Annotated in this window: 27 protein-coding genes; 17 read left to right on the forward strand and 10 right to left on the reverse strand. The window is 67.7% G+C overall.

The genetic code is table 11. The features are described from left to right. Nucleotides 1-75: 75 nt before the first annotated feature. The 4 genes from gcvP to ACYQML_RS14205 all read left to right on the forward strand — a co-directional run bounded on the left by gcvP (nucleotide 76) and on the right by ACYQML_RS14205 (nucleotide 6448). Complete coding sequence (gene gcvP, locus ACYQML_RS14190; protein WP_461233144.1) at nucleotides 76-2922, forward strand: aminomethyl-transferring glycine dehydrogenase; 2847 nt, start codon at nucleotides 76-78, stop codon at nucleotides 2920-2922. A 188-nt stretch (nucleotides 2923-3110) separates the two neighbouring features. Beyond that, nucleotides 3111-3998 (forward strand): class A beta-lactamase, encoded by an 888-nt coding sequence (gene bla / locus ACYQML_RS14195; protein WP_461233145.1) that lies wholly within the window; start codon nucleotides 3111-3113, stop codon nucleotides 3996-3998. A 100-nt stretch (nucleotides 3999-4098) separates the two neighbouring features. Then, a complete protein-coding gene (locus ACYQML_RS14200) occupies nucleotides 4099-4611 on the forward strand; it encodes a methylated-DNA--[protein]-cysteine S-methyltransferase (RefSeq protein WP_461233146.1) in 513 nt (170 codons plus the stop codon). 172 nt (nucleotides 4612-4783) lie between these two features. Then, nucleotides 4784-6448 (forward strand): cyclic peptide export ABC transporter, encoded by a 1665-nt coding sequence (locus ACYQML_RS14205; RefSeq protein ID WP_461233147.1) that lies wholly within the window; start codon nucleotides 4784-4786, stop codon nucleotides 6446-6448. Nucleotides 6449-6460: 12 nt separating this feature from the next. Here ACYQML_RS14205 and ACYQML_RS14210 read toward each other — a convergent pair whose 3' ends face one another. Beyond that, nucleotides 6461-7165: a GyrI-like domain-containing protein gene (locus ACYQML_RS14210; RefSeq protein ID WP_461233148.1), complete on the reverse strand. Its 705-nt coding sequence runs from the start codon at nucleotides 7163-7165 to the stop codon at nucleotides 6461-6463. Nucleotides 7166-7408: 243 nt separating this feature from the next. Between ACYQML_RS14210 and dapF the strand changes: the two genes are divergently transcribed. Further along, nucleotides 7409-8296 carry a diaminopimelate epimerase gene (dapF, locus tag ACYQML_RS14215; RefSeq protein WP_461233149.1) on the forward strand — a complete coding sequence of 296 codons (888 nt, stop codon included), beginning with the start codon at nucleotides 7409-7411 and terminating at the stop codon, nucleotides 8294-8296. Next, nucleotides 8297-9544, forward strand: coding sequence for a tRNA (N(6)-L-threonylcarbamoyladenosine(37)-C(2))-methylthiotransferase MtaB (gene mtaB / locus ACYQML_RS14220; RefSeq protein ID WP_461233150.1), 1248 nt, complete (start codon nucleotides 8297-8299; stop codon nucleotides 9542-9544). 180 nt (nucleotides 9545-9724) lie between these two features. Here the strand turns inward: mtaB and ACYQML_RS14225 are convergent, their stop codons facing one another. Then, nucleotides 9725-9928 carry a hypothetical protein gene (locus ACYQML_RS14225; RefSeq protein WP_461233151.1) on the reverse strand — a complete coding sequence of 68 codons (204 nt, stop codon included), beginning with the start codon at nucleotides 9926-9928 and terminating at the stop codon, nucleotides 9725-9727. A 442-nt stretch (nucleotides 9929-10370) separates the two neighbouring features. Beyond that, nucleotides 10371-11096 carry an RluA family pseudouridine synthase gene (locus tag ACYQML_RS14230; RefSeq protein ID WP_461233152.1) on the reverse strand — a complete coding sequence of 242 codons (726 nt, stop codon included), beginning with the start codon at nucleotides 11094-11096 and terminating at the stop codon, nucleotides 10371-10373. Between the two features lie 41 nt (nucleotides 11097-11137). Here ACYQML_RS14230 and ftsY point away from each other — a divergent pair, with 41 nt between their 5' ends. The 3 genes from ftsY (at nucleotide 11138) to ACYQML_RS14245 (ending at nucleotide 13770) form a co-directional block, all read left to right on the forward strand. After that, a complete protein-coding gene (ftsY, locus tag ACYQML_RS14235; protein ID WP_419953886.1) occupies nucleotides 11138-12529 on the forward strand; it encodes a signal recognition particle-docking protein FtsY in 1392 nt (463 codons plus the stop codon). Between the two features lie 151 nt (nucleotides 12530-12680). Continuing rightward, a complete protein-coding gene (locus ACYQML_RS14240; protein ID WP_461233153.1) occupies nucleotides 12681-12998 on the forward strand; it encodes a helix-turn-helix domain-containing transcriptional regulator in 318 nt (105 codons plus the stop codon). 154 nt (nucleotides 12999-13152) lie between these two features. Further along, nucleotides 13153-13770 (forward strand): septation protein A, encoded by a 618-nt coding sequence (locus tag ACYQML_RS14245; protein ID WP_461235731.1) that lies wholly within the window; start codon nucleotides 13153-13155, stop codon nucleotides 13768-13770. 18 nt (nucleotides 13771-13788) lie between these two features. Here ACYQML_RS14245 and ACYQML_RS14250 read toward each other — a convergent pair whose 3' ends face one another. Genes ACYQML_RS14250 through ACYQML_RS14260 form a run of 3 tightly spaced genes read right to left on the reverse strand, consistent with a single transcriptional unit; the run spans nucleotide 13789 to nucleotide 15323 of the window. Further along, nucleotides 13789-14391 (reverse strand): DsbE family thiol:disulfide interchange protein, encoded by a 603-nt coding sequence (locus ACYQML_RS14250; protein WP_461233154.1) that lies wholly within the window; start codon nucleotides 14389-14391, stop codon nucleotides 13789-13791. Next, nucleotides 14388-14543: a heme exporter protein CcmD gene (gene ccmD / locus ACYQML_RS14255; protein WP_461233155.1), complete on the reverse strand. Its 156-nt coding sequence runs from the start codon at nucleotides 14541-14543 to the stop codon at nucleotides 14388-14390. The genes ACYQML_RS14250 and ccmD overlap by 4 nt, the downstream gene beginning before the upstream one ends. A gap of 3 nt (nucleotides 14544-14546) precedes the next feature. Beyond that, nucleotides 14547-15323 carry a heme ABC transporter permease gene (locus ACYQML_RS14260; RefSeq protein WP_056427478.1) on the reverse strand — a complete coding sequence of 259 codons (777 nt, stop codon included), beginning with the start codon at nucleotides 15321-15323 and terminating at the stop codon, nucleotides 14547-14549. Here ACYQML_RS14260 and ACYQML_RS14265 point away from each other — a divergent pair. Continuing rightward, nucleotides 15314-15538: an AraC family transcriptional regulator gene (locus tag ACYQML_RS14265; protein WP_461233156.1), complete on the forward strand. Its 225-nt coding sequence runs from the start codon at nucleotides 15314-15316 to the stop codon at nucleotides 15536-15538. The two genes, ACYQML_RS14260 and ACYQML_RS14265, sit on opposite strands and share 10 nt — an antisense overlap. A 9-nt stretch (nucleotides 15539-15547) precedes the next feature. Next, complete coding sequence (locus ACYQML_RS14270) at nucleotides 15548-16159, forward strand: SOUL family heme-binding protein (protein WP_461233157.1); 612 nt, start codon at nucleotides 15548-15550, stop codon at nucleotides 16157-16159. Here ACYQML_RS14270 and ccmB read toward each other — a convergent pair whose 3' ends face one another. From ccmB to relB, 3 genes are all read right to left on the reverse strand, one after another. Beyond that, nucleotides 16160-16816 carry a heme exporter protein CcmB gene (gene ccmB, locus ACYQML_RS14275; protein ID WP_043764704.1) on the reverse strand — a complete coding sequence of 219 codons (657 nt, stop codon included), beginning with the start codon at nucleotides 16814-16816 and terminating at the stop codon, nucleotides 16160-16162. Nucleotides 16817-16824: 8 nt separating this feature from the next. After that, nucleotides 16825-17481: a heme ABC exporter ATP-binding protein CcmA gene (gene ccmA / locus ACYQML_RS14280; protein ID WP_026175999.1), complete on the reverse strand. Its 657-nt coding sequence runs from the start codon at nucleotides 17479-17481 to the stop codon at nucleotides 16825-16827. A 424-nt stretch (nucleotides 17482-17905) separates the two neighbouring features. Continuing rightward, a complete protein-coding gene (gene relB, locus ACYQML_RS14285) occupies nucleotides 17906-18139 on the reverse strand; it encodes a type II toxin-antitoxin system RelB family antitoxin (RefSeq protein ID WP_461233158.1) in 234 nt (77 codons plus the stop codon). 284 nt (nucleotides 18140-18423) lie between these two features. Between relB and acnA the strand changes: the two genes are divergently transcribed. Continuing rightward, a complete protein-coding gene (acnA, locus tag ACYQML_RS14290; RefSeq protein ID WP_311275443.1) occupies nucleotides 18424-21123 on the forward strand; it encodes an aconitate hydratase AcnA in 2700 nt (899 codons plus the stop codon). Between the two features lie 150 nt (nucleotides 21124-21273). On the opposite strand, the gene ACYQML_RS14295 is transcribed toward acnA, so the two are convergent. Then, on the reverse strand, nucleotides 21274-22395 hold the full coding sequence (locus ACYQML_RS14295) for an AI-2E family transporter (protein ID WP_461233160.1): 1122 nt from the start codon (nucleotides 22393-22395) through the stop codon (nucleotides 21274-21276). A gap of 373 nt (nucleotides 22396-22768) precedes the next feature. Here ACYQML_RS14295 and ACYQML_RS14300 point away from each other — a divergent pair, with 373 nt between their 5' ends. The 5 genes from ACYQML_RS14300 to ACYQML_RS14320 all read left to right on the forward strand — a co-directional run bounded on the left by ACYQML_RS14300 (nucleotide 22769) and on the right by ACYQML_RS14320 (nucleotide 26982). Then, a complete protein-coding gene (locus ACYQML_RS14300; protein WP_018044158.1) occupies nucleotides 22769-23071 on the forward strand; it encodes an acyl carrier protein in 303 nt (100 codons plus the stop codon). A 73-nt stretch (nucleotides 23072-23144) separates the two neighbouring features. Beyond that, nucleotides 23145-23642, forward strand: a complete 498-nt coding sequence (locus ACYQML_RS14305) for a 3-hydroxyacyl-ACP dehydratase FabZ family protein (RefSeq protein WP_056427490.1) — start codon at nucleotides 23145-23147, stop codon at nucleotides 23640-23642. Continuing rightward, the gene (locus ACYQML_RS14310; RefSeq protein WP_461233161.1) at nucleotides 23639-24790 is read left to right on the forward strand and encodes a beta-ketoacyl-ACP synthase; all 1152 of its coding nucleotides are present in this window, start codon (nucleotides 23639-23641) and stop codon (nucleotides 24788-24790) included. The genes ACYQML_RS14305 and ACYQML_RS14310 overlap by 4 nt, the downstream gene beginning before the upstream one ends. Nucleotides 24791-24919: 129 nt before the next feature. Then, nucleotides 24920-26221 carry a beta-ketoacyl-ACP synthase gene (locus ACYQML_RS14315; protein WP_056453401.1) on the forward strand — a complete coding sequence of 434 codons (1302 nt, stop codon included), beginning with the start codon at nucleotides 24920-24922 and terminating at the stop codon, nucleotides 26219-26221. After that, the gene (locus tag ACYQML_RS14320; protein ID WP_056427500.1) at nucleotides 26218-26982 is read left to right on the forward strand and encodes an SDR family NAD(P)-dependent oxidoreductase; all 765 of its coding nucleotides are present in this window, start codon (nucleotides 26218-26220) and stop codon (nucleotides 26980-26982) included. The genes ACYQML_RS14315 and ACYQML_RS14320 overlap by 4 nt, the downstream gene beginning before the upstream one ends. Nucleotides 26983-26990 lie beyond the last annotated feature (8 nt).

Raw genomic sequence — 26990 nt, forward strand, 5'->3', positions numbered from 1 at the left:
ACCCTCGATCCCTCCCCACAAGGGGGAGGGAGGAGCGTTGCGACATTCTTCAGACTTCGGCACGCGAGGCCCATCATGCCAAACGATCGCTACGATCCCTACGATTTCGCCAATCGCCGCCATATCGGTCCGACCACCGCTGAGATCGCGGCGATGCTGGCCGTGATCGGCTCCGAGAGCCTTCACGGCCTCGTGGACGAGACCTTGCCGGCCGACATCCGCCAGGTAGAGCGCATCGATTTCGGCACGTCGCTCACCGAGCGCCGGGTGCTCGAACACATGCGCGGCATCGCCGACAAGAACCGGCTTCTCGTCTCGCTCATCGGCCAGGGCTACCACGGCACAACGATGCCGCCGGTGATCCAGCGCAACATCTTCGAGAACCCGGCCTGGTACACCGCCTATTCACCCTACCAGCCCGAGATCAGCCAGGGCCGGCTCGAGGCGCTGCTGAACTTCCAGACCCTGGTCTGCGACCTCACCGGCCTCGACATCGCCAATGCCTCGCTCCTCGACGAGGCCACGGCGGCGGCGGAAGCCATGGGCATGGCCTCGCGCATCGCCCGCAACGGCAAGACCGCCTTCTTCGTCGACGGCGAATGCCTGCCCCAGACCATCGCCGTCCTGAAGACCCGTGCGGCGCCGCTGGGCTGGACCATCGTCGTCGGCGACCCGTCGACCGATCTCGACCCGGCGGAGGTCTTCGGCGCGGTCTTCCAATATCCCGGCGTCTGCGGCGCCATCCACGATTTTTCGGAGATCATCGCCCGCCTGCACGAGGCCGGCGCGGTCGCGGTGATGGCCGCCGACCCCCTGGCCCTCACCCTGCTGAAGCCCCCCGGCGAGATGGGGGCCGACATCGCCATCGGCTCGATGCAGCGCTACGGCGTGCCCATGGGCTATGGCGGCCCGCATGCCGCCTATCTCTCCACCCGCGAGGCGCATAAGCGCACCTTGCCGGGCCGGCTCGTGGGCGTCTCCGTCGATGCGCGGGGGAACCGGGCCTATCGCCTCGCCCTGCAGACCCGCGAGCAGCATATCCGCCGTGAGAAGGCGACGTCGAACATCTGCACCGCACAGGTGCTGCTGGCGGTCATCGCCGGCATGTACGCGGTGTTCCACGGGCCGCGCGGATTGAAGGCCATCGCCGCTCGGGTCCACCGCGACGCGGTGCGCCTCGCCGAAGGGCTGGAGGCCCTCGGATTCACCGTGGAGCCGAAGGGCTTCTTCGACACGATCACCGTCGAGGTCGGCGCCTTCCAGGGGTTGATCCTGCAGAACGCGGTGAAGAACGGCATCAACCTGCGGAAAGTGGGCTCGGACCGCATCGGCATCACCGTCGACGAGCGCACCCGGCCCGATATCGTCCAGGCGGTGTGGCGCGCCTTCGGCGGCGAAGGCTTGACCTATGACGAGGCCTGGCCGGCGCAGCGTCTCCCCGAGGCGAATCTCCGCACCTCCGCCTATCTCACCCACCCGATCTTCCACATGAACCGGGCCGAGAGCGAGATGACGCGTTACATGCGTCGCCTCGCCGACCGCGACCTGGCGCTGGACCGCGCGATGATCCCGCTCGGCTCATGCACGATGAAGCTCAACGCCACCGCCGAGATGCTGCCGATCTCCTGGCCGGAATTCTCGGAGATCCACCCCTTCGTGCCGGCGGATCAGGCGGAGGGCTACCAGGAACTCCTGCGCGACTTCTCCGACAAGCTCTGCGCGATCACCGGCTACGACGCGATCTCGATGCAGCCGAATTCCGGCGCGCAGGGCGAATATGCCGGCTTGCTCGCCATCCGGGCCTACCACCTCTCGCGCGGGGAGGGGCACCGCAAGGTCTGCCTCATCCCGTCCTCGGCGCATGGCACCAACCCGGCCTCCGCGCAGATGTGCGGCATGAGCGTGGTCGTGGTCGGCGCCGACCAGCACGGCAACATTGACGTGGAGGACTTTTCGCGGAAGGCCGAGTTGCACGGCGAAAACCTCGCAGCCTGCATGATCACCTACCCATCGACGCATGGGGTGTTCGAGGTGCGGGTCCGCGAGATCTGCGACATCGTCCATGCCCATGGCGGCCAGGTCTATCTCGACGGGGCCAACCTCAATGCCATGGTGGGCCTTGCGCGCCCCGGCGATATCGGCGCCGATGTCAGCCACCTCAACCTGCACAAGACCTTCTGCATCCCCCATGGCGGCGGCGGCCCCGGCATGGGTCCCATCGGCGTCAAGGCGCATCTCATCCCGTTCCTGCCCTCCGACCCGCGCAGCGGTGAGGAAGGGGCCGTCTCGGCGGCGCCCTACGGCTCGGCCTCGATCCTGCCGATCTCGTGGAGCTACTGCCTGCTCATGGGCGGGCGCGGCCTCACCCAGGCCACCCGCGTGGCGATCCTCAACGCCAATTACATCGCGAGCCGCCTGAAGGGCGCCTATCCGGTGCTCTATGCCGGGGCCCAGGGCCGGGTGGCGCATGAATGCATCATCGACGTGCGGCCGTTCCAGAAATCGGCCGGGATCGGCGTCGAGGACATCGCCAAGCGTCTGATCGATTGCGGCTTCCATCCGCCGACCATGAGCTGGCCGGTGGCCGGCACCCTGATGATCGAACCCACGGAATCCGAGACCAAGGGCGAGATCGACCGGTTCTGCGATGCGATGTTGGCGATCCGCGAGGAGATCCGCGCCATCGAGGACGGCCGGATGGACAAGGTCGACAATCCGCTGAAACACGCGCCGCACACGGTGCGGGATCTCATCGGCCCGTGGGAGCGGCCCTATTCCCGCGAGGCGGCGTGTTTTCCCTCGGGAAGTCTCGGCATGGACAAGTACTGGCCGCCGATCAACCGCGTCGACAACGCTTACGGCGACCGCAACCTCGTCTGCTCCTGCCCACCGGTGGACGCCTATAGCGAGGCGGCCGAATAGGGTACCACGTCGGCCGCTCTCCTCTCGCTCGGGACGGGAGCGGCCGGTGGGGTGGATGTGGCTAAGCGCCTGATCGCACTGTGAAGGCTCGGCTTGCAAACCGCGGGGGGGATCCTCGCCCGCCCCTTCGGAAACACAATCCGAGAGCAAGCTTGGCCATGGCTTCCCCTTGGGCAGGACTGGTCTCCTTGAAACACACCGACGCGGCTGCTGATGTTTCGCCGACACGCCGTAAGTTGATGATTGGCGCAGCAATCGGTGTGGTCGGTGGCATAGGTGCTTCACATTCCGCCGACAGCGCCCCCTTCGCCGCCCTCGAAAGTCGATACGGTGGGCGCCTGGGGCTACTCGCGCTCGACACCGGCTCCGGTCGAACCCTCGAGCACCGGGCCGACGAACGTTTCCTGATGTGCAGCACCTTCAAGGGTTTGCTGGCCGCGCACGTCTTGGCCCATGTCGATGCGGGAGCGGAAAGCTTGGGGCGTGAAGTCGCTTTTTCGCGCGTTGATCTTGTGTCACCCTCACCTGTGACAGAGTTGCACGTCTCGCGCGGCGCGCTGTCGGTCGAGACGCTCTGCCAAGCGATGGTTGAAACGAGCGATAATACCGCCGCGAATTTGCTAATGAAGTCCAGCGGCGGGCCTGACGGTCTCACCCGCTTTCTTCGCAGCATCGGCGATGAGGTCACACGCGTCGATCGCTTCGAGCTTGCTGCGAATACCCCCAAGGGAAATCTGGACACAACGACGCCCCGGGCCATCGTTGCTTCAGCCCGCTCGATCCTTCTCGGCGATGTGCTGATAGCCGGGAGCCGAGAAAAGCTCGAAACCTGGATGGTCAACTGCAAGCCGGGCTCGCAACGCTTGCGCGCGACCTTGCCGGCCCGATGGCAAGTAGGAAACAGGCCAGGCACCAGCGTCGACCGACACACCAACGACTACGCTATCGTCCGCCCCCCGGGGCGTCCCGCACTCATGATTGCAGCTTATTACGATGCGCCGGGACTTGCGATGGACGTGCGCGAGGCAGTGCTGCGCGAAGCTGGTTCCGCTGTGGTGACCTGGGCGACGTCATGAATTGGCGGCGGGAGGCGTGTCGCGATGTGATGCTCCGCAGACCACCGATCCGGTCTTCGAGGTCGACACCAACCCTCATGTTTCAACGAACGAACGTGCTATGCCGCAAACCAGCTACACGGTCCTGCCCAGCCCGATCGGTCCGCTTGTTCTGGCCGGTACGGACGAGCGCCTGCATTGCATCGGTTTCCCAACCGGCAAGGGCGCCGTTGCCCCGAAACCGGACTGGCTCCGGGACGACGCGGCCTTCGCCGAAGCCCGGCGGCAATTGAGTGCCTATTTCGAAGGCCGGCTCACCAGGTTCGATCTCGAACTCGACCCGCGCGGCACGCCGTTCCAGAGGCAAGTCTGGACCGCGCTCATGGACATCCCGCTGGGCGAGACGATCAGCTACGGCGAGTTGGCCAGGCGAATCGGCCGTCCGAGCGCCAGCCGGGCCGTGGGTGCCGCCAATGGCGCCAACCCGCTCCCCATCGTCGTTCCCTGCCACCGGGTCATCGGCGCGGCGGGCAGCCTCACGGGGTTCGCCGGCGGCCTCGATACGAAACGATGGCTGCTCGCGCTTGAGCGCGGGGCGACCTCTCGTGTCTCGGCGCAGCTCAGCCTGCTCTGAACCCGGCGCGATGCTTTCGATCTGGGGATGTCGTTATTCTCCACATCCCCACCGCGACGACAAGCAGGCCCGTCCGCAGACACGCCCTGCGTGTTTCGAATTTTGGCGCATCCCGTTCCTGACGTATCCGCCTCTCCAGCGGCCCAACGACAGGGCCGAGCCGGAGGAATGAATGGCGGGACCGGACAATCGTCTGAGCGGGCTCGGCAAGGACGCGATGCGCCTGCTGCGTCCGATCTGGCCGCTCGTGGCCGTGTCCTCGGCGATCGGGGCGCTGAGCGGCCTCGCCACGGCGACGGTTCTGGCCAAGGTCAACACGGCCATCCATGCGGAGGGCGGTCTGTCCGAGACTTTCATTCCCGTCTTCTTCGGCCTCGTCCTTCTCGGCGTGGGCGGGTCCCTTCTCTCCGGGCTCGGCAGCGCCCTGGCGAGCGGACGCATCAGCGCCGGCCTCAGCCGCGATCTCGCCGACATGATCCTCACGGCGCCGATCGACCGCATCGAGCAGATCGGCCGCCACAAGGTCCTCGCTTCGCTCAACACGGATGCCGGCACGCTGTCGACAACGGTGGCGATGCTGTCGGGGCTCATCATCCAGAGCGGCGTCACCGCCGGATGCCTCGTCTACATGCTCACCTTGTCAGCCCCGCTCCTCGCCATCACCCTGCTGGTCTTCGGCCTCGGCAGCTATGTCGAGAACATCCTGCGCCGCCGCGCCATGGTCGGCTACCGCACGCGCCGCTCCCTCGCCGACACGATGCAGAAGCATTTCCAGAGCCTGACCGAAGGCAGCCGGGAATTGCGGCTCAACCGGCAGCGCCGGATGCGGTTGAGGGACGGGGCCCTGACCTCGTCCATCGAAGAGCTCCGCCGCAACGAATTCAGGACCCATACGCTCCTCGAATTCTCCTACCTGACGAAGAAGCTGGCCCTGTTCGCCACGATCGCGGCCATCGTGACCTACAAGGCGACTCTGGGGATCGACAACGCGGTCCTCTCCGGCTTCGTCCTCGTGCTGCTCTATATCGAGCTGCCGGTCACCTACATCCTCGCCATCCTGCCCGAGATCGGCCGGGCGCGGATCGCCTACCAGCGCATCGCCGAATTCTCGGCCGGACGCACCGTCTCGGAGCCGAACCTGCTCGCGCCGGAGGACACGCGGACGCCCCGGACCATTGAGGAAATCGAGCTTCGCGGCGTCAGCCACGCTTTCCCGGCCGTCGAGGGCAAGCCGGGCTTCACCCTCGGGCCCATCGACCTCACCGTGCGGCGGGGGGAGATCCTGCTCATCGTCGGCGAGAACGGCTCGGGCAAGACCACCCTCATCAAGCTGATCCTCGGCCTGTATCCGCCACAGACCGGCACCCTGTTCCTCGACGGGGCGCCGGTGACGGACGAGACGCGGGACGCCTACCGCCAGCATTTCTCGGCGGTGTTCTTCGATTATTACCTGTTCGACGATCTCGTCCTGCCCCCCGGGGCGGATCCGGCGGCGGCGGATGCCTATCTCGAGACCCTGGACCTCGCCCACAAGGTGACGATCCGGGACGGGGCCTTCTCCACCGTTGATCTCTCGGCCGGGCAGCGCAAGCGCCTCGCCCTGGTCCAGGCCTATCTCGAAGGACGGCCGGTCCTCGTCCTCGACGAGTGGGCGGCGGAGCAGGACCCCACCTTCCGCCGCCTGTTCTACACGCGGCTCCTGCCGGACCTGAAGCGTGAGGGCCGGACCCTGATCGTCATCAGCCATGACGACCGCTACTTCGATACGGCCGACCGGGTGATCCACCTGAACAACGGCGCGATCCTGGAAGCTCCCCGAACGGAAGCGACCGCGTGAGCGAGACGTCGCCTATTTCGGCAGGGCGTAGATATTCACGTCGAGCTTCTCGTCCGCCTTGTCGTTCAGGTCGGTGACGTATTCCTCGATGAAGCGGTCCTGGACCACCACGTCCTTGGCGTCGAGATAGGCGGTGAGCGTCTCGTAGGTGCCGTCGATCTCGTCGTAGGAGCCCTTGTGCGGGAAGCGCAGGGCCTTGCCGCTGGGGGTCGTGCCGAAGCGCAGGCCGCCGGTCTCGGCGGGCTTCGGGTCCGGCATGGAGGCGATCGGGATCATCGCCTCGAACTGGAATCCGTCATCGTCGGTCTTGGCGAAGACCGCGATCGGCCGCCCGGTGGGGGTGATCCCGTTCTTGGCCAGCGCCTCCTCGATCTTCACGAAGGCGGCCTTCAGGGCCGGCACCGCCTCCTCCCAGCTCGCCCGCCCCGCCAGGATCGCGGCGGGCTTGGGCGGCAGCGAGACCTCGTCCACGTCGTTGGCGTCGCCGGGGGTCTCCACCAGGGTCTGGCGTGCCGGGCCGGCCGGAAGCGCCGGCGCGGCGGGAAGCGCCTGGGTCGGCACCGGACGGGCCGGCGCGTCGGGATTGACCGGATCGGGCGCCGTCGTGGTCGGCAGGGGAGAGGAGGTCGCGGGCGAGGACGGCTGCTGCGCGAGCGCGGAGGAGACGGCCAAAGCGGCGGCGAGGCTGACGAGCGGCAATAGACGATGACGGGTCAAGGCAACGCTCCGGAGATCGCACGCCGCGACGAATCGTACGGCTGAATCGCGAAGCCTTAAATTAGGGAGGAAGCCGCCCGCCTGCGAGACGCCAACCCGCCCCGAACGCAGGAACGTGACGGGCGCGTCCCTTGTGCAACGCTCCCCCGAGCGGACCCCGCGTGCGCGGCCCGGCGCTTTGTCCTATATGCGGGGGCCTCGCACGCGGGATGCCCCGTTCAGACAACGAAACCGAAGACGATCATGACGAGGCTCGAGAACCGTCGGTTCCTGAAGATGCACGGGGCGGGCAACGCCATCGTGGTGCTGGACCTGCGCGGCACGGAGCTGGTCGTGCGCGCCGAGGAGGCCCGCGCCATCGCCGGCCACCCGCGCTCGGGCTTCGACCAGCTCATGGTCATCCACGATCCGTGCAGCCCCGGCACGGACGGCTTCATGCGGATCTACAATACCGACGGGTCGGAATCCGGCGCCTGCGGCAACGGCACCCGCTGCGTCGCCTACGCCATGCTGGACGACCCGGCCATGGCGCGCCCGGCTGAGAACGGCCGCCTCACCCTGGAGACCAAGGCGGGGCTCGTCGAGGTGAAGCGCGTGGCGCAGACCTCGTTCACGGTCGATATGGGCCGCCCCCGCTTGAAGTGGGACGAGATTCCGCTGGCCGAGCCGTTCCCCGACACGCGGCGGATCGAGCTCCAGATCGGCCCGATCGACGCGCCCGTGCTGCATTCGCCGGGCGTGGTGAACATGGGCAACCCCCACGCGGTGTTCTTCGTCGAGCGCGATCCCGACGATTACGATCTCGGCCGCATCGGCCCGATGCTCGAGAACCACCCGATCTTTCCCGAGCGCGCCAACATCTCCGTGGCGCAGGTGACGGGGCCCGACACGATCAAGCTCCGGGTCTGGGAGCGCGGCGCGGGGTTGACGCTCGCCTGCGGCACCGCCGCCTGCGCCACCCTGGTGGCGGCCTCGCGCCTGCGCATGCTCGGGCGCCACGCCACGGTGAGCCTGCCCGGCGGCGACCTCGTCATCGAATGGCGGGCCGACGGCCACGTGCTGATGACCGGCCCCGTGGCCCTCGAATGGGAGGATTTCCTGTCCCCCGAACTCTTCGTGCGGGTGGACTGAGTGGCGGTGGAGACCCTGACCTTCGGCTGCCGCCTCAACACGGTGGAATCCGAGGTGATGCGCCGCCATGCCGAGGCGGCCGGGACGGGCGCGGACCTCGTCCTCGTCAATACCTGCGCCGTCACGACGGAGGCCGGACGCCAGGCCCGCAAGGCGATCCGCAAGCTCGCCCGCGAGCGGCCGGGGGCCGAGATCGTCGTCACCGGCTGCGGCGCTCAGGTGGAGACGGACGCCTATTCGGCGATGCCGGAAGTGGCGCGCATCGTCGGCAACGACGCCAAGACCAGGGCCGAGACCTGGCTGCCCGCCACGCATGTCAGACCGCGTCTCGAGATCGACGACATCATGGCCGCGCGGGAAGCCGCACCGACGCGGATCGCCTCGGTCGCCGGCCATACCCGCGCCTTCGTGCCGGTGCAGAACGGCTGCGACCATCGCTGCACCTTCTGCATCATCCCCTTCGGCCGGGGAAATTCCCGCTCCGTCACGCTGGACGACGCGGTCGATCAGGTCCGCCGCATCGTCGACCATGGCGGGCGCGAAGTCGTGCTCACCGGGGTCGACCTCACCGCCTACGGCCGGGATTTGTCGCCGTCATCCAGCCTGGGACGGCTGGTCCAGGCGATCCTCCGCCACGTGCCGGATCTCGCGCGCCTGCGCCTGTCCTCCATCGATTCCATCGAGGCCGACGCGGCTCTCTGGGAGGCGATTGCCGGCGAGAACCGGCTGATGCCGCATTTCCACCTTTCGCTGCAGGCCGGCGACGACCTGATCCTCAAGCGCATGAAGCGCCGGCACGGCCGCGACGATGCGATCCGGTTCTGTGAGGCCGTGCGGCGTCTTCGCCCGAATGCCGTCTTCGGGGCCGACCTCATCGCCGGCTTTCCCACCGAGACCGAGGAGCAGTTCACCCGCTCCCTCGATCTCGTGGCGGAATGCGGCCTCACGCATCTCCACGTCTTCCCCTATTCGCCCCGCCCCGGCACGCCGGCCGCGCGCATGCCCCCCGTCGCCGGAGACGTGATCCGCGAGCGCGCCGCCCGCCTTCGTGACGCGGGAGCCACGGCACTGACGGCACATCTGGCGGGAGAGGTCGGCCGGACCCACCGCGTGCTCACCGAGCGCGGCGGAATGGGACGCACGGAAGGGTTCACGCCGGTCCGGCTGGCAGCCGACACGCCTCCGGGCGAGATTCGCGACGTGACGATCGCAGGGCATGACGGCCGGGTGCTGATCGGGGCGGAGTGATCCGAGCGCAACGGCTCTACCGGCTTCACACATCCGCACTTGTCGGCAGAGCGCGTCCCTCTCCCCCTTGTGGGGAGAGGTTAGGAGTGGGGGTGGTTCCGCTTGCCTCCGCAAGCTGAGGGTCACCCAACCACCCCCACCTCCAACTCCTCCCCACAAGGGGGAGGAGGGACTCGCGCCTTACTCGTCGGCCTCGTACCCACACATCTCCATCCGCTCCCGAATATGCCCCGGCGCCTCGCCAGTGATGGCCGGCCTTCTGAAGTAGAGCGGCAGGGTCCGGCAGCGCCCGCCTCTCGCCGCGCGCGGGGAGAGGGTCGCGGACACCTTGTCGTGTCCGCGATGAGCGAGAGGCGAAGCCGAAGCGAGGGTGAGGGGGCGCATCCGAAATTGCTCCCCGGAATCGCCCCCTCACCCTCGGCTGCCGCCTCGCCGCGCCGACGACGAGGTCGTCGCGGCCCTCTCCCCGCGCGCGGGGAGAGGGGATGTGCGCCCGCCGTCCAGCCAGTCCATTTCGCGGGTCATGTCACGGCGCCAGCGCCTCGACCGTAATGGCCGGCCTTCTGAAGTAGAGCGGCAGTGTCAGGCAGCGCCGCCTCTCCCCGCGCGCGGGGAGAGGATCGGGGACACCTTGTCGTGTCCGCGATGAGCGAGAGGCGAAGCCGAAGCGAGGGTGAGGGGGCGCATCCGATAGGGGCTCACCCGGACGCGCCTCCTCACCCTCGGCTGCCGCCTCGCCGCAACGACGACGAGGTCGTCGCGGCCCTCTCCCCGCGTGCGGGGAGAGGGGATGTGCACCTCTCGCTCAGCCAATCCATCGCACGCGTCATGCGCCGGCCCGATACCCACACATCTCCATCCGCTCCCGCATATGCCCCGGCGCAGGGGCCTCGACCAAGATCGGCGGCTTCTTGGGGTAGAGCGGCAGCGTGAGCGCGCGGGCGTGGAGCTGCAGCCCAGGTCCGCCCGAGCGGGGGGCGGTGCCGTAGATCGTGTCGCCGAGGATGGGCCAGCCCTTGGCGGCGCAATGGACGCGCAGCTGATGCGTGCGGCCGGTGACCGGGCTGAGGGCCAGCCAGGCGAGGCTCCTGTCCGCCGAGCGGCCGAGAACGCGCCATGTGGTCAGCGACGGGTCACCGGCCGGGTCCGTTTTCATCCACCACGAGCGCGGGTCGTCCGAGCGGCGGGCGAGGGGGAAGTCGATGCGGCCCTCGTCCTCGGCGGGATCGCCCTCGACGATGGCCCAGTAGGTCTTCCCCACCGTGCCGCTCGCGGCGAACAGCTTGTTGAGACGGGCCAAAGCTTTGGCATGACGGCCCAGGGCGAGGCAGCCCGACGTGTCGCGGTCGAGCCGATGGGCCGCCTCGGGACGACGTGGCAGACCGAAGCGCAAGGCATCGAGATGGTCGGTCAGGGTCTCGCCGCCCTTCGGGCCGGGATGGACAGGCAGTCCCGCCGGCTTGTCGATGACGAGGACAAGGGCATCGCGGTAGAGGAGACGCGCGCCTATGTCTGTTATGCGGTGTTCCACTGGGGCATCGGCTGACGGCATCGCCCTGCGCTACTCATGCGGGGTCGAGGGAGCAAGTGGGAATGAGCGAAGACAAGAGGCCGGGCTGGTTGCTGCGGCGGATGTTCGGGAAGAAGGAGGAAGCGTGGCCGCCCGAGCCGGTCCCGGTTCAGCCGCCCGATCCCAAGCCGGAGCGGAAACCCGAAACGGCCATCGAGCCGGCATCGCCTCCCATCGCGTCTCCCGCCTCGGCATCGGAAGGCCAGCCCGACTTCGCCACGGGTGCGGACGACATCTCGGCGATCCCGCTGCCCCCCAGCGAGCCCGCGCCCGCCGACCCTGAAAAGAATACCATCCCCGACGAGATCGAGGGGGCGGACCTGCAGCCCATCGCGGGCGCGGATGAGCGCCCGCCGGCCGGTACGGCGGGAGACGATCCCGCGCGCGGAGCGGAGAAGGCCGACACCACGACGGTCGCCTTCGCACCGGAGCCCGCCCCGGTCCCGGCCCCCACGCCCGAGCCTGTCACCGACCCAGAGCCGGCCTCCGAGAAGCGCGGCTGGTGGAGCCGCCTCACCGGGGGCATGAAGCGCACCTCGTCGGCTTTGTCCGAGCGGGTGACCGGCCTCTTCACCAAGCGCAAGCTCGACGCGGACACGCTGGAGGAGCTGGAAGACGCCCTGATCCAGGCCGATTTCGGCATCGACACCGCCATGCGGATCTCGGAGGCCGTGGGTAAGGGCCGCTACGAGAAGGGCATCTCCCCGGATGAGGTCCGGGCCATCCTCGCCGCCGAGGTGGAGCGGGCGCTGACACCCGTCGCCATTCCCCTCACCATCGACACGACGAAGAAGCCGTTCGTGATCCTGATGATCGGCGTCAACGGCGCGGGAAAGACCACCACCATCGGCAAGCTCGCCCTGAAGCTGAAGGGGGAGGGGCACAGCCTGATGCTCGCGGCGGGCGACACGTTCCGCGCCGCGGCTATCGAGCAGCTCAAGGTCTGGGGCACGCGCACCGGGGTTCCGGTGGTGGCGGGCGTGCAGGGAGCGGATGCCGCCGGCCTCGCCTTCGAGGCCTTCCAGCGGGCCAGAACCGAGGGCACCGACGTGCTCCTGATCGATACGGCCGGCCGGCTCCAGAACAAGGCCGGGCTGATGGCGGAGTTGGAGAAGATCCTGCGCGTCATCCGCAAGATCGACGCCGAGGCGCCCCATGCCGTGCTCCTCGTCCTCGATGCCACCGTGGGCCAGAACGCGCTGAGCCAGGTCGAGCTGTTCTCGAAGGCGGCCAACGTCACCGGCCTCGTCATGACCAAGCTCGACGGCACCGCGCGGGGCGGCATCCTCGTGGCGCTGGCCGCGAAGTTCGGCCTGCCGGTGCATTTCATCGGCGTCGGCGAAGGCGTCGAGGATCTCGAACCCTTCGCCGCGCGGGACTTCGCGCGGGCCATCGCGGGGTTGGACAAGGACTGATCGCAAGGGAGACCAGCATGGTCGGCCATGCGCCAGCGGTTGTCGTCATGGTACCGCAAATGGTACCATGACGGATGCGGATCGTTGAATTTCTGGATGCGAAAGGCCGCAGTCCTTTTGCCGACTGGTTCGATCGTGCGGAGGAGACATCATGACCCTGACGCGCAGCTTCAGAGAGACGGTGAAAGCGCGTGCCGAGAGCGACCCGGCATTCCGAGAGGCACTTCTGACAGAAGCGGTGGATCAGTTCCTGGCCGGAGAACTCGATACGGGGAAGGCAGCACTGCGCGATTACATCAACGCGACGATCGGTTTCGAACGGCTGGCCATGGAAACCGGTTCTTCGTCGAAGAGCCTGATGCGCATGCTGAGCCCGACCGGCAACCCGACGGCGAGCAACCTGTTCGCCATGCTCACGACGGTTCAGAAGGCAGCCGGCCTGAAACTCGCCGTGGCGGCGGGCCGCTGACGCTACGGGCGATCCTCCTGCAGAGCCCCCGGTCGATCTTTGGCGCTGCCTGACGCGCTATGAAAGCCGGGGCGACTGTCCTACATCCGGCGTCCCGCCCGGCGCCGCTTTGCGTCCGGGCGTGCCGAACCACGAGCCGCTCGCGATCATGACCCTGCCCATCGAATCCGTGCCGCTGCGCCGCCATCTCGAACCGGTGCCCAAGCTCGCCCTGGAAATGGGGCCGCTGGTGCTGTTCTTCATGCTGAACTCGTTCGGCACGCGGTTCGGCCTGAGCGAGGACAGCAGCACCTTCATGGCCATCGGGGTGTTCGTGGTGGCGACGGTGGTGGCTCTGGCCATCCACTTCGCGCTGCTGCGACGGCTGCCGATCATGCCGCTGGTCTCCGGCATCGTCGTGCTGGTCTTCGGCGGCATGGCGCTGGCGTTGCACGACAAGACGTTCTTCGTAATCAAGCCGACGATCGTGAACGCCCTGTTCGGCGCCATCCTCCTCGGCGGCCTGCTGTTCGGGAAATCCCTGCTGTCGGTGGTGCTCGACTCGGTCTTCGACCTGACCGAGGAGGGCTGGCGCAAGCTCACCTTCCGCTGGGGATTGTTCTTCTTCGCCCTGGCCGCCATCAACGAGGTGGTCTGGCGGACGCAGACTTACGCCTTCTGGGCCAATTTCAAGGTGGTCGGCATCATGCCCCTGACCATCCTGTTCGCCCTGTCACAGACCCCGCTTCTCATGCGCTACGACCGCAAGGCCGAGGCGAAGCCCGACGTGTAGGGAAAGCCCGTCGCCGGATCAGGGTTTCGCGGCGGCCATCGTCTCCGCCGCCCGGATCTTCTGCAGCACCGACGCATAGTTCTCTGCCGTGACGATCCCCACGAGCTTGTCGCGGATCAGGCCGTCGGGGCCGATGATGAAAGTTTCCGGCACGCCGTAGACGCCGAAATCGATACCGGTGCGGCCGGTGGAATCCATGCCCACGGCCTGGAACGGGACGCCGCTGCGCGACAGGAATCGCCGGCCGTTCTCGGGGGCGTCCTTGTAGTCGATGCCGACGAGGTTCACGCCCGGCTCACGCGCCAGCCGCATCAGTTGCGGATGCTCGATCTGGCACGGGGCACACCACGACGCCCAGAAATTGACCACCGTCACGCGGCCCTTGAGGTCGGCGCTGGAAAGACCGGGAACGGCCTGGCCTTCGCCGCCTACGAGGTTGGGCAATGCCGGCAACGCGAAGGCCGGCACAGGCCGTCCGATCAGCGCCGAGGGAATCGCGGCCGGGTCGGTCCCGGAGCGCAGGCGGATGAAGAACACCAGGGCCAGCGCCGCGAAGATCACCAGCGGCGCGATGACGAGGAGCGACCGGCGCACCGGCGCCGACGAGGATGCGGCGCTCACAGGCGCTCCCCCGCATCGCCCTGGAGGGCCGCGAGCGCCTGTTTCTGCGCCCGGTGATCGCCGAGCGAGCGCCAGATCAGGGCGCCGATGACGAGGGCGGTGAAGGCGTAGGCGCCGAGGATGAAGCCGGCATGCGGCCCGAGGGAAGCCATCGCTCAGACTCCCCGGATCGCCTGGCCGAGGGGCCGGGCCGGACGCGGATCGGCATCCAGTCGCTCGGCCTCGCGGATGGTGAGCGCCCGGACCCGGCGGCGCAGGATCTCCGTGCGCATGGCGTAGAGATGCAGCGTGATCCCGAGCAGGGTGAAGGCGAGGATCATCTCGAGCAGGGGGTAGAGCATCGAGGGATCGATGCTGGAGCCGCCCATGCGCATGATCGAGGCCGGCTGATGCAGCGTCGACCACCAGTTCACCGAGAACTTGATGATCGGCAGGTTCACGGCGCCCACCAGCGTCAGGATCGCGATGGCGCGCGCGGCCCGGTTCGGATCCTCGATCGTGCGCCACAGGGCGATGATGCCGCAATAGATCAGGAACAGGATCAGCATCGAGGTCAGGCGCGCGTCCCAGACCCAGTAGGTGCCCCACATCGGCTTGCCCCAGAGCGAGCCGGTGACGAGGCAGATCAGGGTGAAGGCCGCCCCGATCGGCGCCGCGGCGCGCTGCGCCACATCCGCGAGGGGGTGGCGCCAGACCAGGGTGCCGATCGCCGAGATCGCCATCGACCCGTAGAAGAACACGCCGAGCCAGGCCGCCGGCACGTGGATATACATGATCCGCACGGTCTCGCCCTGCTGGTAGTCGGGCGGGACCACGAACCAGGTGAGGTACAGGCCGATTGCGAGCAGCACGGCCGAGAGCCCCGCGAGCCAGGGCATCACGGGGCCGGTCCAGCGCAGGAAGTGACCGGGATGGGCAAGACGTGTCCACATGGTCCGTGGACCTAGCCCAAGGTGCGGTGCAGCATCAATGCGGGCGTTACGCGCAGTCCGGCCGCGTCGATCATTTCTTCGCGCACGCCCTCGATCTCGGCTATGCCGACGCCGCGCATTTCACCCGCGCGTTCCGTGGCTGGACCAGCCTGCCGCCGACGGAATGGCGCCGTCTGGCGTTGGGATGGGAAACGCGGCCGTCGATGGGGCGTTGAGCCGGCGCCATGCTCGACAAAGCCCTCTACTACGCCCTGACCTTCGCGGAATCGCTCCTGTCCGTGGTCGGCATCCGTGCCACCTACGAGCAGCCGCGCTACGAGGTGGTCGAGCAATTGCCCCGCAACGTCGAGATCCGTCACTACGAACCGCGTGTCGCGGTCGAGACCGACATGGCGGGACCGGGCGATGCCGAAGCGTTTCGCAGTCTGTTCCGGTACATCACCGGCGCCAATGGCGGGGACGACCGCATCGCGATGACGGTGCCGGTGGAACAGGGCACCCTGATTGCCATGACCGTGCCGGTAGAGCAGGGCGGCGATCTGCGCGTCATGCGCTTCTTCCTGCCCGCCGCCATCGTGAAGGCCGGTCCGCCGGTTCCGACCGATCCGGCGGTCCGCATCGCTCGGCTGCCTGCCGCGACCTTCGCCGCGCTCCGCTTCTCCGGCACACTCGATGCGAGAGCCCGTGAGAAACGCGAGGCGGTTCTCCGGCAGGTCCTGGCGAAGATGGCCCGCGAGACGACGGGCCCGTCGAGCGTCCTGAGCTACGATCCACCCTTCGCGATCCCTTTCCTGCGGCGCAACGAGATCGTCATCCCGGTCGCCGAGGGGCGCTGATCATTCCGACCAGCGCAGGGCCGCGGCCGCCGCGAAGGTCCCGATAACCGCCGCGATCAGGCTGAGGGCCGACAGGATCAGCAAGGGCGTCGTGAAGGGCACCGTGCCGCCGGATGCTGCCTCGGTCGCGGAGACGCCGAAGATCAGCGTCGGGATCATCAGCGGCAACACCAGGACGGCGAGGATCAGGCCGCCCCGGCGGATCGACGCGGTGAGCGCGGCGCCGACGGCGCCGATGAAGGTCAGGGCCGGCGTCCCCACCAGCAAAGTGAGGGCGGTGGCGCCCATGGCGGTGCCGTCGAGGGCGACGAGCAGCCCGAAGAGCGGCGAAGCGAGAGCCAACGGCAGGCCGGTGGTGAGCCAATGGGCAATCACCTTGGCGAGCACCACCATCTCCATCGGTGCCGGAGCGCCGGTCATCAGGTCGAGGGAGCCGTCCTCCTCGTCGGCCTGGAACAGGCGGTCGAGGCCGATCAGGGTGGCGAGCACGGCGGCGAGCCAGAGGATGGCCGGACCGATCCGCGAGAGAAGGTTGAGGTCGGGCCCCAGCGCGAACGGCACGAGGGCGACGATCATTAGGAAGAACACCAGCGACAGGGCGCCCGAGCCGCCCACGCGGGCGGCGAGCTGCAGGTCGCGGGCGATGAGGGCGCGCATCACGCCGATCACCACCACACCTCCGAATCGGCCGCATTCGCGCCGGCCGAGGCGGGTGCGGGTTTCAACGCCTCGTCGATGCGCAGTTCGCGGGCATCCTCCAGGCCGAGGGACTGGTGGGTGGCCGCCACGATGAGGCCACCCTCGGCCCGGTGGCGCGCCATCAATCCGGCGAGCACGGCCTGAGAGGCGGTATCGAGGGCCGCGGTCGGCTCGTCGAGCAGCCAGAGCGGACGCCGGCAGACGAGAAGCCGGGCGAGGGCGACGCGGCGGCGCTGGCCGGCGGAGAGGTAGGCAACCGGCAACCGCAGGGCATGGCCGAGCCCGAGTTCGTTGAGCGCTTCGGCCGGGCTCGCGGTGGGCGCGCCGAGAAGGTCGCGGGCGAAGGTGAGGTTCTCCTCCGCCGTCAGCGGGCTTTTCAGCCCGTCGCGATGGCCGACCACGTGGAGACATTCGGCCAGCGTCGCCTCACCGACGTCGGCGACCGCGATGGTGCCGGCATCCGGCTTCAACCGGCCTGCGAGAAGGCTGAGCAGGGTGGATTTTCCCGCCCCGTTGCGCCCCGTCACCATCAAGGCCTCGCCGGGGCCGAGCGCGAAGGACAGACCCGAGAAGATGCGGCGGCCGGAGCGGCGGGCGGCGAGGTTCGTAGCGGTCAGCCGCACGGGGCGCCCTGTCGGCCGCCGGCGACGGCACGCCTCCAACTGCTCACGGGGACTGCGGCTTTCACGTCTCGCGCGGGCGGCGCGGGCTTCCTCTCCTGGAAGGCTACTGGATTTACGCATCTGCTCGACAGCCGTTCCCTCGATCCAGGAGGGTTGGCATGAGGCGCAGCGGAACTCCCTCTCCTGGAAGGAGAGGGCTGGGGTGAGGTGTGGTCCATCCCCGGAGAGGTCACACACCTCACCCTGTCCCTCTCCTTCCAGGAGAGGGGACCCGAGCCGCCCGCGAGAGGCGTGAATGCCGTAGCCGGAAGAGGGCGCCTGTCACGCCTCATACCGACGTGAGGGTTCTGACTCGTTGGCAGTTTTGTGGATGGGGCAAACCGCTGCATCGCAAGGGTAAGAGGATCGTGCGCGACGGCCGCGATCACAATGCATACCGAGCGAGGAGTTCCGAGATGGGAACGGAGTCGCTTTTCCCCGCCTTCAGGTCGGCAAGCCGCCGCTCGGCGATTTGAACGTCCGCACGATCCTCAAGGTAATCTAGGATCGCGTCGCGGGCGTCTTCACGCGCGCCTTGGCCTGTCCGCCGACCATGCGCATCCATATGCGCTTCGATCTCCGGAGGCAGGCGAAAGGCGATCATGGAATGCTCCAGCATGGCCGCCTGCATAGCTCGCGCACCGAGGCTCGTCCACGTTCTCCCCGACACTCCTGCGCTCGTGTCACAGCAGGGCGTAGCGGCCAGTTTCGAAGTGTTCTATACGGGGCGCAGGCTGCGCCGCGCGAGTCCCGAGCGTCCAAATCGCTCGTCGCGCAACATCCTGTCCGGGCACCCCCGGAGCGGCGCGCGCTTTTTTTAGAAGCGCTCCAGCCGAACACGACTTCGTGGCGCAGGTCATGCCTGCGCGTGTTCGACAACCGCTCGTGAGGAAGAAACAAGCCGTGGCATCACTCGACAGCTTTCACTCCCGCCAGACCCTCACCGTCGGCGACAAATCCTACACCTACTACTCGATCCCCCATGCCGAGCAGGCCGGCCTCGCCGATGCGACGGCTTTGCCCTTCTCGATGAAGGTCATACTCGAGAACCTGCTGCGGTTCGAGGACGACCGCTCGGTGAAGAAGGACGACATCTCCGCCACCGTCGCGTGGCTCGGCAACCTCGGCAAGGTCGAGACCGAGATCGCCTTCCGCCCCTCGCGCGTGCTGATGCAGGACTTCACCGGCGTGCCCGCCGTGGTAGATCTCGCCGCAATGCGCGACGCCATGGTCGCTCTCGGCGGCGACCCCCAGAAGATCAACCCGCTGGTCCCGGTCGATCTCGTCATCGACCACTCGGTCATCGTCGACGAGTTCGGCACCCCGAAGGCCCTGGCCGACAACGTGGCGCTGGAATACGAGCGCAACGGCGAGCGCTACACCTTCCTGAAATGGGGCCAGTCGGCCTTCGACAACTTCTCCGTCGTCCCCCCCGGCACCGGCATCTGCCACCAGGTGAACCTCGAGTTCCTGTCGCAGACGGTGTGGACCAAGACCGAAGACGGCACCGAGCTCGCCTATCCCGACAGCCTCGTCGGCACCGATTCGCACACCACCATGGTCAACGGCCTCGCCGTGCTCGGCTGGGGTGTGGGCGGCATCGAGGCCGAGGCCGCCATGCTCGGCCAGCCGCTCTCCATGCTGATCCCGGAAGTCGTCGGCTTCAAACTGTCGGGCAAGCTGCCCGAGGGCACCACCGCCACCGACCTCGTGCTCACCGTGACGCAGATGCTGCGCAAGAAGGGCGTCGTCGGCAAGTTCGTGGAATTCTACGGCCCCGGCCTCGACGACATGGCGGTGGCCGACCGCGCCACGATCTCCAACATGGCCCCCGAATACGGCGCCACCTGCGGCTTCTTCCCCATCGACCAGAAGACCATCGACTTCCTCAAGGTGACCGGCCGCGCCGACGACCGGATCGCCCTCGTGGAGGCCTATGCCAAGGCCCAGGGCATGTGGCGCGACGCGCAGACCCCGGACCCCGTCTTCACCGATTCCCTCTCCCTCGACATGGGTGACGTGCGTCCGTCGCTGGCCGGCCCCAAGCGGCCGCAGGACCGGGTGCTGCTGGACGGCGCCAAGCCGGGCTTCGCCCAGTCCATGGAGACGGAGTTCAGACGAGCCGCCGACATCGCCAAGCGCTACCCCGTCGACGGCGCGAATTACGATATCGGCCATGGCGACGTGGTGATCGCGGCGATCACGAGCTGCACCAACACCTCGAACCCGAGCGTGATGATCGGCGCGGGGCTCCTCGCCCGAAACGCCGTCGCCAAGGGCCTGCGTTCCAAGCCCTGGGTGAAGACCTCCCTGGCGCCGGGCTCGCAGGTGGTCGCCGAGTATCTGGAGAGCGCGGGCCTGCAGGCGCCCCTCGACGCCCTCGGCTTCAACCTCGTCGGCTTCGGCTGCACCACCTGCATCGGCAATTCGGGCCCGCTGCCGGCGCCGATCTCGAAGGCGATCAATGACAACGACGTGGTCGCGGCGGCCGTGCTCTCCGGCAACCGCAACTTCGAAGGCCGCGTGAACCCCGACGTGCGCGCCAACTACCTGGCCTCGCCGCCGCTGGTCGTCGCCTACGCGCTCGCCGGCTCGATGCAGATCGACATCACCACCGAGCCGCTGGGCATCGGCTCCGATGGCCAGCCGGTCTATCTCGCCGACATCTGGCCCTCCACGGCAGAGGTCGCCGAGTTCATCGAGGCCAACATCACCTCGACCCTGTTCAAGTCGCGCTACGCCGACGTGTTCAGCGGCGACCATTACTGGAAGGCCGTCGAGGTCACCGAGGCCGAGACCTTCAAGTGGGACTCGACCTCCACCTACGTGCAGAACCCACCCTATTTCGAGGGCATGACCAAGACGCCGGCGCCGATCACCGACATCGTCGATGCCCGCATCCTCGGCCTGTTCCAGGATTCCATCACCACCGACCACATCTCTCCGGCAGGCAACATCCGCGCGGCCTCGCCGGCCGGCGCCTACCTGCAGGAGCATCAGGTCCGGGTGCAGGACTTCAACCAGTACGGCACCCGGCGCGGCAACCACCAGGTCATGATGCGGGGCACCTTCGCCAACATCCGCATCAAGAACCAGATGGTCCGGGACGAGAACGGCAATGTGGTCGAGGGCGGCTGGACCCTGTTCCAGCCGTCCGGCGAGCGGATGTACATCTACGACGCCGCCCAGAAATACGCCGAATCCGGCACGCCGCTCGTCGTCTTCGCCGGCAAGGAATACGGCACCGGCTCGTCGCGCGATTGGGCGGCCAAGGGCACGAAGCTCCTCGGCGTCCGCGCCGTGGTGGCGGAGAGCTTCGAGCGTATCCACCGCTCGAACCTCGTGGGCATGGGCATCGTGCCGCTGGTGTTCCAAGGCGAGACGTCCTGGGCGTCGCTCGGCCTCAAGGGTGACGAGACCGTCAGCCTTCTCGGCCTCTCGGGCGACATCAAGCCGCGCCAGACCATGATCGCCGAGATCACCTCGGCCGACGGCACCAAGACAGAGGTGCCGCTCACCTGCCGGATCGATACGCTGGACGAGCTGGAATACTTCCGCAACGGCGGAATCCTGCCCTACGTCCTGCGCTCGCTGGCGGCGTAAGCCTACGATGCGAGGAAGGCTCTCCCCGGTCAGGGGAGGGCCTTTCGGCCCAGAAATTCCACCGGAATCTGAGCCGCCTTTGCAATCCCTCGAAACACCGTCCGATGGCGGTCGTTTCGGCCGTCCTATGGCGGTTGCGGGCGGCTCGAATTACGGTCCGCGCGGGCCTATGGATGTGGCCTGCGCCGTGTCCCCATCTGTGAACTCCCGCCACAATAGCACCAGGGCCGCCATCACCGCCGGGCCGAGGAAAAGCCCGAGCAGACCGAACGTCTCGACCCCGCCGAGGATGCCGAGCAGCACCCAGAGGAAGGGCAGGCGGGTGGTGCCGCCGATCAGGACCGGCCTCACGAAATGGTCGGCGACGAAGGTGACGACGAAGCCCGCCGCCACGACCACCACCGCCGGTATCACCGCCCCACCAGCGAGCAGGATCAGTGCGGCAATGCCGAAGACCAGCGGCGCTCCGAAAGGGATCATCGCCGCCACCGCCGTCAGCGCGCCGAGCAGGACCGGATGCGGCACGCCCGCAAAATAGTAAACGATTCCAAGGAGAACGCCTTCGCCGAGGCCGACCAGCACCAGCCCATCGACGGTGCCATGGACGGAAGCCACCATCTGGCGGGCCACCCGCTCGCCGCGCGGGCCAAACAGGCGAGCGCTCGCCGTCAGCGACTGCCTGATGACAGTTCGCCCGTCACGGAACAGGAAGAACAACGTCAGCAGGGTGAAGCCGAATAGCACAACCCGGCGAACGACTTGAGCCCCGAGGCTCTTGGTCAGGCCGATCGTGGTCGAGTTGTCGAGCTTGTGCAGGATCTCGGACCCGGCGGACGGGTGGCTGAGAGTCTCGCTCCACCATGCGCTCGCTTTGGCCGCACCGTAGGGAAGGTGGGACAGGAATTCCGGTACGGGGATACCGCTGCGCTCGGCCGACTTGGCCCAGGCCATCGCGTCATGGGCCTCCCGCGCCGCCTGTACCCCGAGGACCACCAGGGGCGCGAGGAAGACCAGCGCTACCGCCAGGGTGAACAGGCTCGGCAGCAGGATGTTGTGGCCACCGGGCGGCCAGCGCCGTTCCGCCTTCGCATAGAGCGGCCAGAGCGCGATGGCGAGGATCACGGCCCAGGCCAGCGCCGGAAGGAACGGGTGGAGCACCCACAGGCCGAGGGCGGACAGCGCCAGGACCAGGGCGATGCGCGCGCCTCCTTGGGCGCGGCTGCGATGGTCCGTCGGCAGCTCCGCCGCATCGACGGATGTAGGTCGTTCCATTCTCGTCACCTCTGCCGCCTCCTGGCATGCCTCACGCTCGATGGTTTCGCGCAGGAAGTAGAGCACAGGTCCACGCCGAACGGACGCGCCTCCGCATGTAGGTCAAGGCATCGACGGGCGGAATGGTCCGGGGCGCCCCGCAGGCGCACGAAGGCGCGAGCCCGAGCCGAGTATCTGCCAAGGTTGCCCGGCACCACCCCCTCGTGTAAGGGACCGCCTTCGATCGGAAGCGGCGCGACGCCGCTTCGGGGGCATGCTGCGCGACCCGGGGGGCGCCGGGTTCACGCGCCAGCCTCGGACCGGCCGCGCCCGCCATGGGATCCGACACCGGATCCGCTACGGCGCGCCATAGAGAAGAAAACGGCGAGAACGCATGTCTGACCAGCCGACCACCGCTACGTTCGACCGCGTCGCGGACATCATCGCCGACACCGCCGACATCCCGCGCGACACCATCTCGCCCGAGAGTCACGCCATTGAGGATCTTGGCATCGATTCGCTCGCCTTCCTCGACATCGCCTTCGCGGTGGACAAAGCCTTCGGCATCAAGCTGCCGCTGGAGCGCTGGACCCAGGAGGTCAACGAGGGCAAGGTGCCGGCCGAGGAGTATTTCGTGCTGAAGAACCTTTGCGCCCGCATAGACGCGCTGGTGGCCGAGAAGGCCGCCAAGGCTTGAAGGGCGAGCCCGGCCGGGCTGACCCCTTGAGAGTCTAGCGGAGCCTCTAGTCCCCAGCGGAGCCTTTGACGCCATGCGCCTCGAATATTTCGAGATGATCGACACGGTGACGAGTCTCGACAAGGCCGCCGGCCGGATCGAGGCGCTAGCTCACGTGCCGATGGAGAGCCCGGTCTTCGAGGGTCACTTTCCCGGTCATCCCCTGGTGCCCGGGGTGCTCCTCACGGAGACCATGGCCCAGGCCTCGGGATACCTGCTCCTCGCCCATCTCGACTTCGTGCAGATGCCGTTCCTGATGGCGGTCGACAAGGCGCGGTTCCGCTCCTTCGTCGGCCCTGGGGCGACGCTCGTCGTGCAGGCGAGTCTGGAGCATGACGGCTCTGGCTACGCGGTGACCAAGGCTTCCATCAGCCACGAGGGCAAACCTCTGGCCGATGCAGAGTTGCGCTTCCGAACCATGCCGTTTCCCGCAGGGCTCGATGCTCCCATGCGCGAACGCGCGCAGCGGATCGGCCTGATGGATCGCGCGGTTGCGGCAGGAGCTCCCCCCGGGGGAGCGGTTCCGGCATGAGCAAGACTAGCATGGACCGGCGCGACGTGGTCGTCACCGGCATCGGCCTCGTATCCTGTGCCGGAGAGGGAATCGCCGCTCACCTCGAAGCCTTCGCAGCGGGCAGGCCGAAGGCTACGGATACGGAGCGCTTTGCGCCCTATCCCGTCCATCCGGCCCCGCCGCTCTCGCTCGATGGACAGATCCCCAAGAAATCCGACCAGCGGCAGATGGAGGCGTGGCAGCGCCTGGGCGTCTACGCGGCCGGGCTTGCCCTCGACTCGGCTGGAGTGAAACAGGACGCCGCCTTCAAGGCAGCGATGCATCTCGTCGTCGCCTGCGGCGGCGGCGAGCGTGATACGGCGGTGGACGGTGCGATCCTGACCGGCCTGCGCGACGCGGCCGACCCGGGCGCCTATCTCAACGAGCACCTGCAGAACGACCTACGCCCGACCCTCTTCCTGGCCCAACTCTCGAACCTGCTCGCCGGCAACATCGCCATCGTCCATGGTGTCACGGGCGCCTCACGCACGTTCATGGGCGAGGAGGCTTCGGGCGTCGACGCCTTGCGCAACGCCCAGAGCCGCATCGCTTCGGGCCAGATCGATACGATGCTGGTGGGCGGCTCCTACAGCGCGGAACGCCCCGACGTTCTCGTCGTCCACGAGATGGGCGGATACCTGCGGAAGGGCGATTACCGACCGGTTTTCGAGCGCGAGGGTGAAGGCGAGGCCGGCGTCATTTTGGGAAGTACCGCCGCTTTCCTCATGCTGGAAGCCGCCGAGACCGCAGCGGCGCGCGAGGCGACGATCTTCGCCCGCCTTCTCCCAGTGGAAAGCGATCGCCCCCGGCGCGAGGCCGGCAGCGTAGGGCGTAGCCTCTCCACCTTGTGGGGCGAGGCCGCTTCCAAGCCGGATCTGGTGATCTCGGGTGCCACCGGCGTCAAAGAGATCACTGCCGAGGAGCGTGCTGCCCTGGACGTACTGACGCCCGGAACCCCCATCACAGCCCTCGGGGACCTTACCGGCCATTCGCTCGAAGTTACGGCGCCGCTGGGGGCGGCACTCGCCGCCGCACTCATTTCGGAAGGAACGGCGCGCGAGATCACGATCACCACCGTCGGCCATCGCCGTGGTGAGGGCGTGATCCGGTTAAGCGCGCTGTCGTGACCGGCAGGGATGTGGCTGTCAGCGAACGGAAATTCCGCTAAGACCGGTGCAACCGTGATCGATCGGCCCGAATGTTCGGGGCGGGGCATCTTCAAGGCCGTTCGGTCGGAACGATAGCAAGACGGCGCGATGACGAATTCCTCTCCCCCCGATTCACGGAACTTCCGGGATAGCCATGGCAGGCCGCTGGTCGCCGTGACAGGCCTCGGCATCGTCACGTCCCTGGGGCAGGGACAGGTCGACAATTGGACCGCGCTCACCGCCGGCCGGTCCGGCATCCACAGCATCGCCCGTTTTTCTACAGACGGCCTGCGCACCCGCATCGCCGGCACGGTAGATTTCCTCGATACCGACCCGCTCGTGGCGCCCGCCCTGTCGCAGCGCTTCGCCGAAGAGGCGGCCGAGGAGGCGATCACCCAATCCGGCATCGGGACGAAGGGCAATTTCCCCGGCGCGCTGTTCATCGCCGTACCGCCGGTGGAAATGGAATGGCCGCAGCGCCAGTCGCTGGCACAGGCGTCCGGCCAGAACGGCGACATCACCTATTCCGACCTCCAGCGAGCGGCATCGAGCGGACGGTTCGACGCCTGGCACGATCTCTTCATCTTCGCTACCGTGGCCGACAACATCGCCGATCGGTTCGGCACCAAAGGATCGCCGATCTCGCTGTCCACCGCCTGCTCATCCGGCGCCACCGCGATCCAACTCGGCGTCGAGGCGATCCGGCGGGGCGAGATGCAGGCGGCCCTGTGTATCGGCACCGACGGTTCGGTGAACCCGGAATCACTGATCCGATTCTCGCTGCTCTCCGCACTTTCGACCCAGAATGATCCGCCGGAGGGGGCCTCGAAGCCGTTCTCCAAGAACCGCGACGGCTTCGTCATGGGGGAGGGGGCCGCCGCCCTGGTCCTCGAGAATGCCGAGGCAGCGCGTGCACGCGGCGCGACGATCCTCGGCTACGTTCTCGGTTGCGGCGAGAAGGGTGACGGCTTTCACCGTACCCGGTCGAGCCCGGACGGGGCGCCCGGCATCGCCGCCATCCGCGCAGCCCTGCACGATGCTGGCACCGAGCCGGATTCGATCGACACGATCAACGCCCACGGCACGTCGACGCCGGAAAATGATAAGATGGAGGCGTTGGGCTGCGCTGCCGTATTCGGTGAGCGGATCCGCTCCCTGCCGATCTCATCGAACAAGTCGATGATCGGTCATACGCTGACAGCCGCGGGGGCTATCGAGGCGGTGATCTCGCTCCTTACCGTCACCCATGGCCGCATCCCACCGACGATCAATTACGCTGTGCCGGACCCAGCTCTCTCCCTCGACGTGGTAACGAGCGCACGCGACGCACGGGTCAGCCGGGTTCTGTCCAATTCCTTCGGATTCGGCGGGCAGAATACCTGCCTCGTCCTCGGGGACGAGCCGGCATGACGAACGAAGTGTCCCGCCGCGTCCTCGTCACGGGCGGCGCCTCCGGCCTCGGATCGGCCATCGTACGCGCGCTGGTCACCTCCGGCTACGACGTCGCTTTCACCTATCGGTCATCGGGCGAGGCGGCGGAGCGACTTGTCGCCGAACTCGTTCAGACTCACCCCGAACGGGCGATCACCGCCCACCCTCTCGACCTCGCCGATCGCGATGCCCTAGAGGCTTTCTGCGAGGCCCAGGAGGGGGAAGCGTTCTACGGGCTGGTCCACAATGCAGGCCAATCTTACGACGTGCTGGCCGCGATGATGGCGCAGGACAAAGCCGAGGCGGCGATGCAGGTGAACTTCTGGTCGCTGACCCGCATGGCGAAAGCGCTGGTGCGCGGCATGATCCGCGGACGCTCCGGCCGCATCGTCGCCATCGGTTCGGTGGCGGCCCTCCAGGCCAATCCGGGTAATGCCGCTTATGCGGCGACGAAGGGTGCGCTGATCTCCTATTGCCGGACGCTGGCGATCGAATCTGCCAAGCGTGGGGTAACCGTCAACGTCATCGCGCCGGGCTTCATCGACACTGACATGATGGCTCCTTATGCCGCGCACCGCACCGGCATGGAGAAGCAGATTCCGTCCGGACGCTTCGCCAAGCCGGAGGAAGTGGCGGCGCTGGTGGCCTTCCTCATGGGAGATGGCGCCGCCTACATCACCGGCGCCGTTCTGCCGGTAGACGGTGGGCTGACAGCGATGATGGGCATCCATCGGACTTGAGGTGGACG

The organism is Methylobacterium sp. CM6244, from assembly GCF_054817885.1.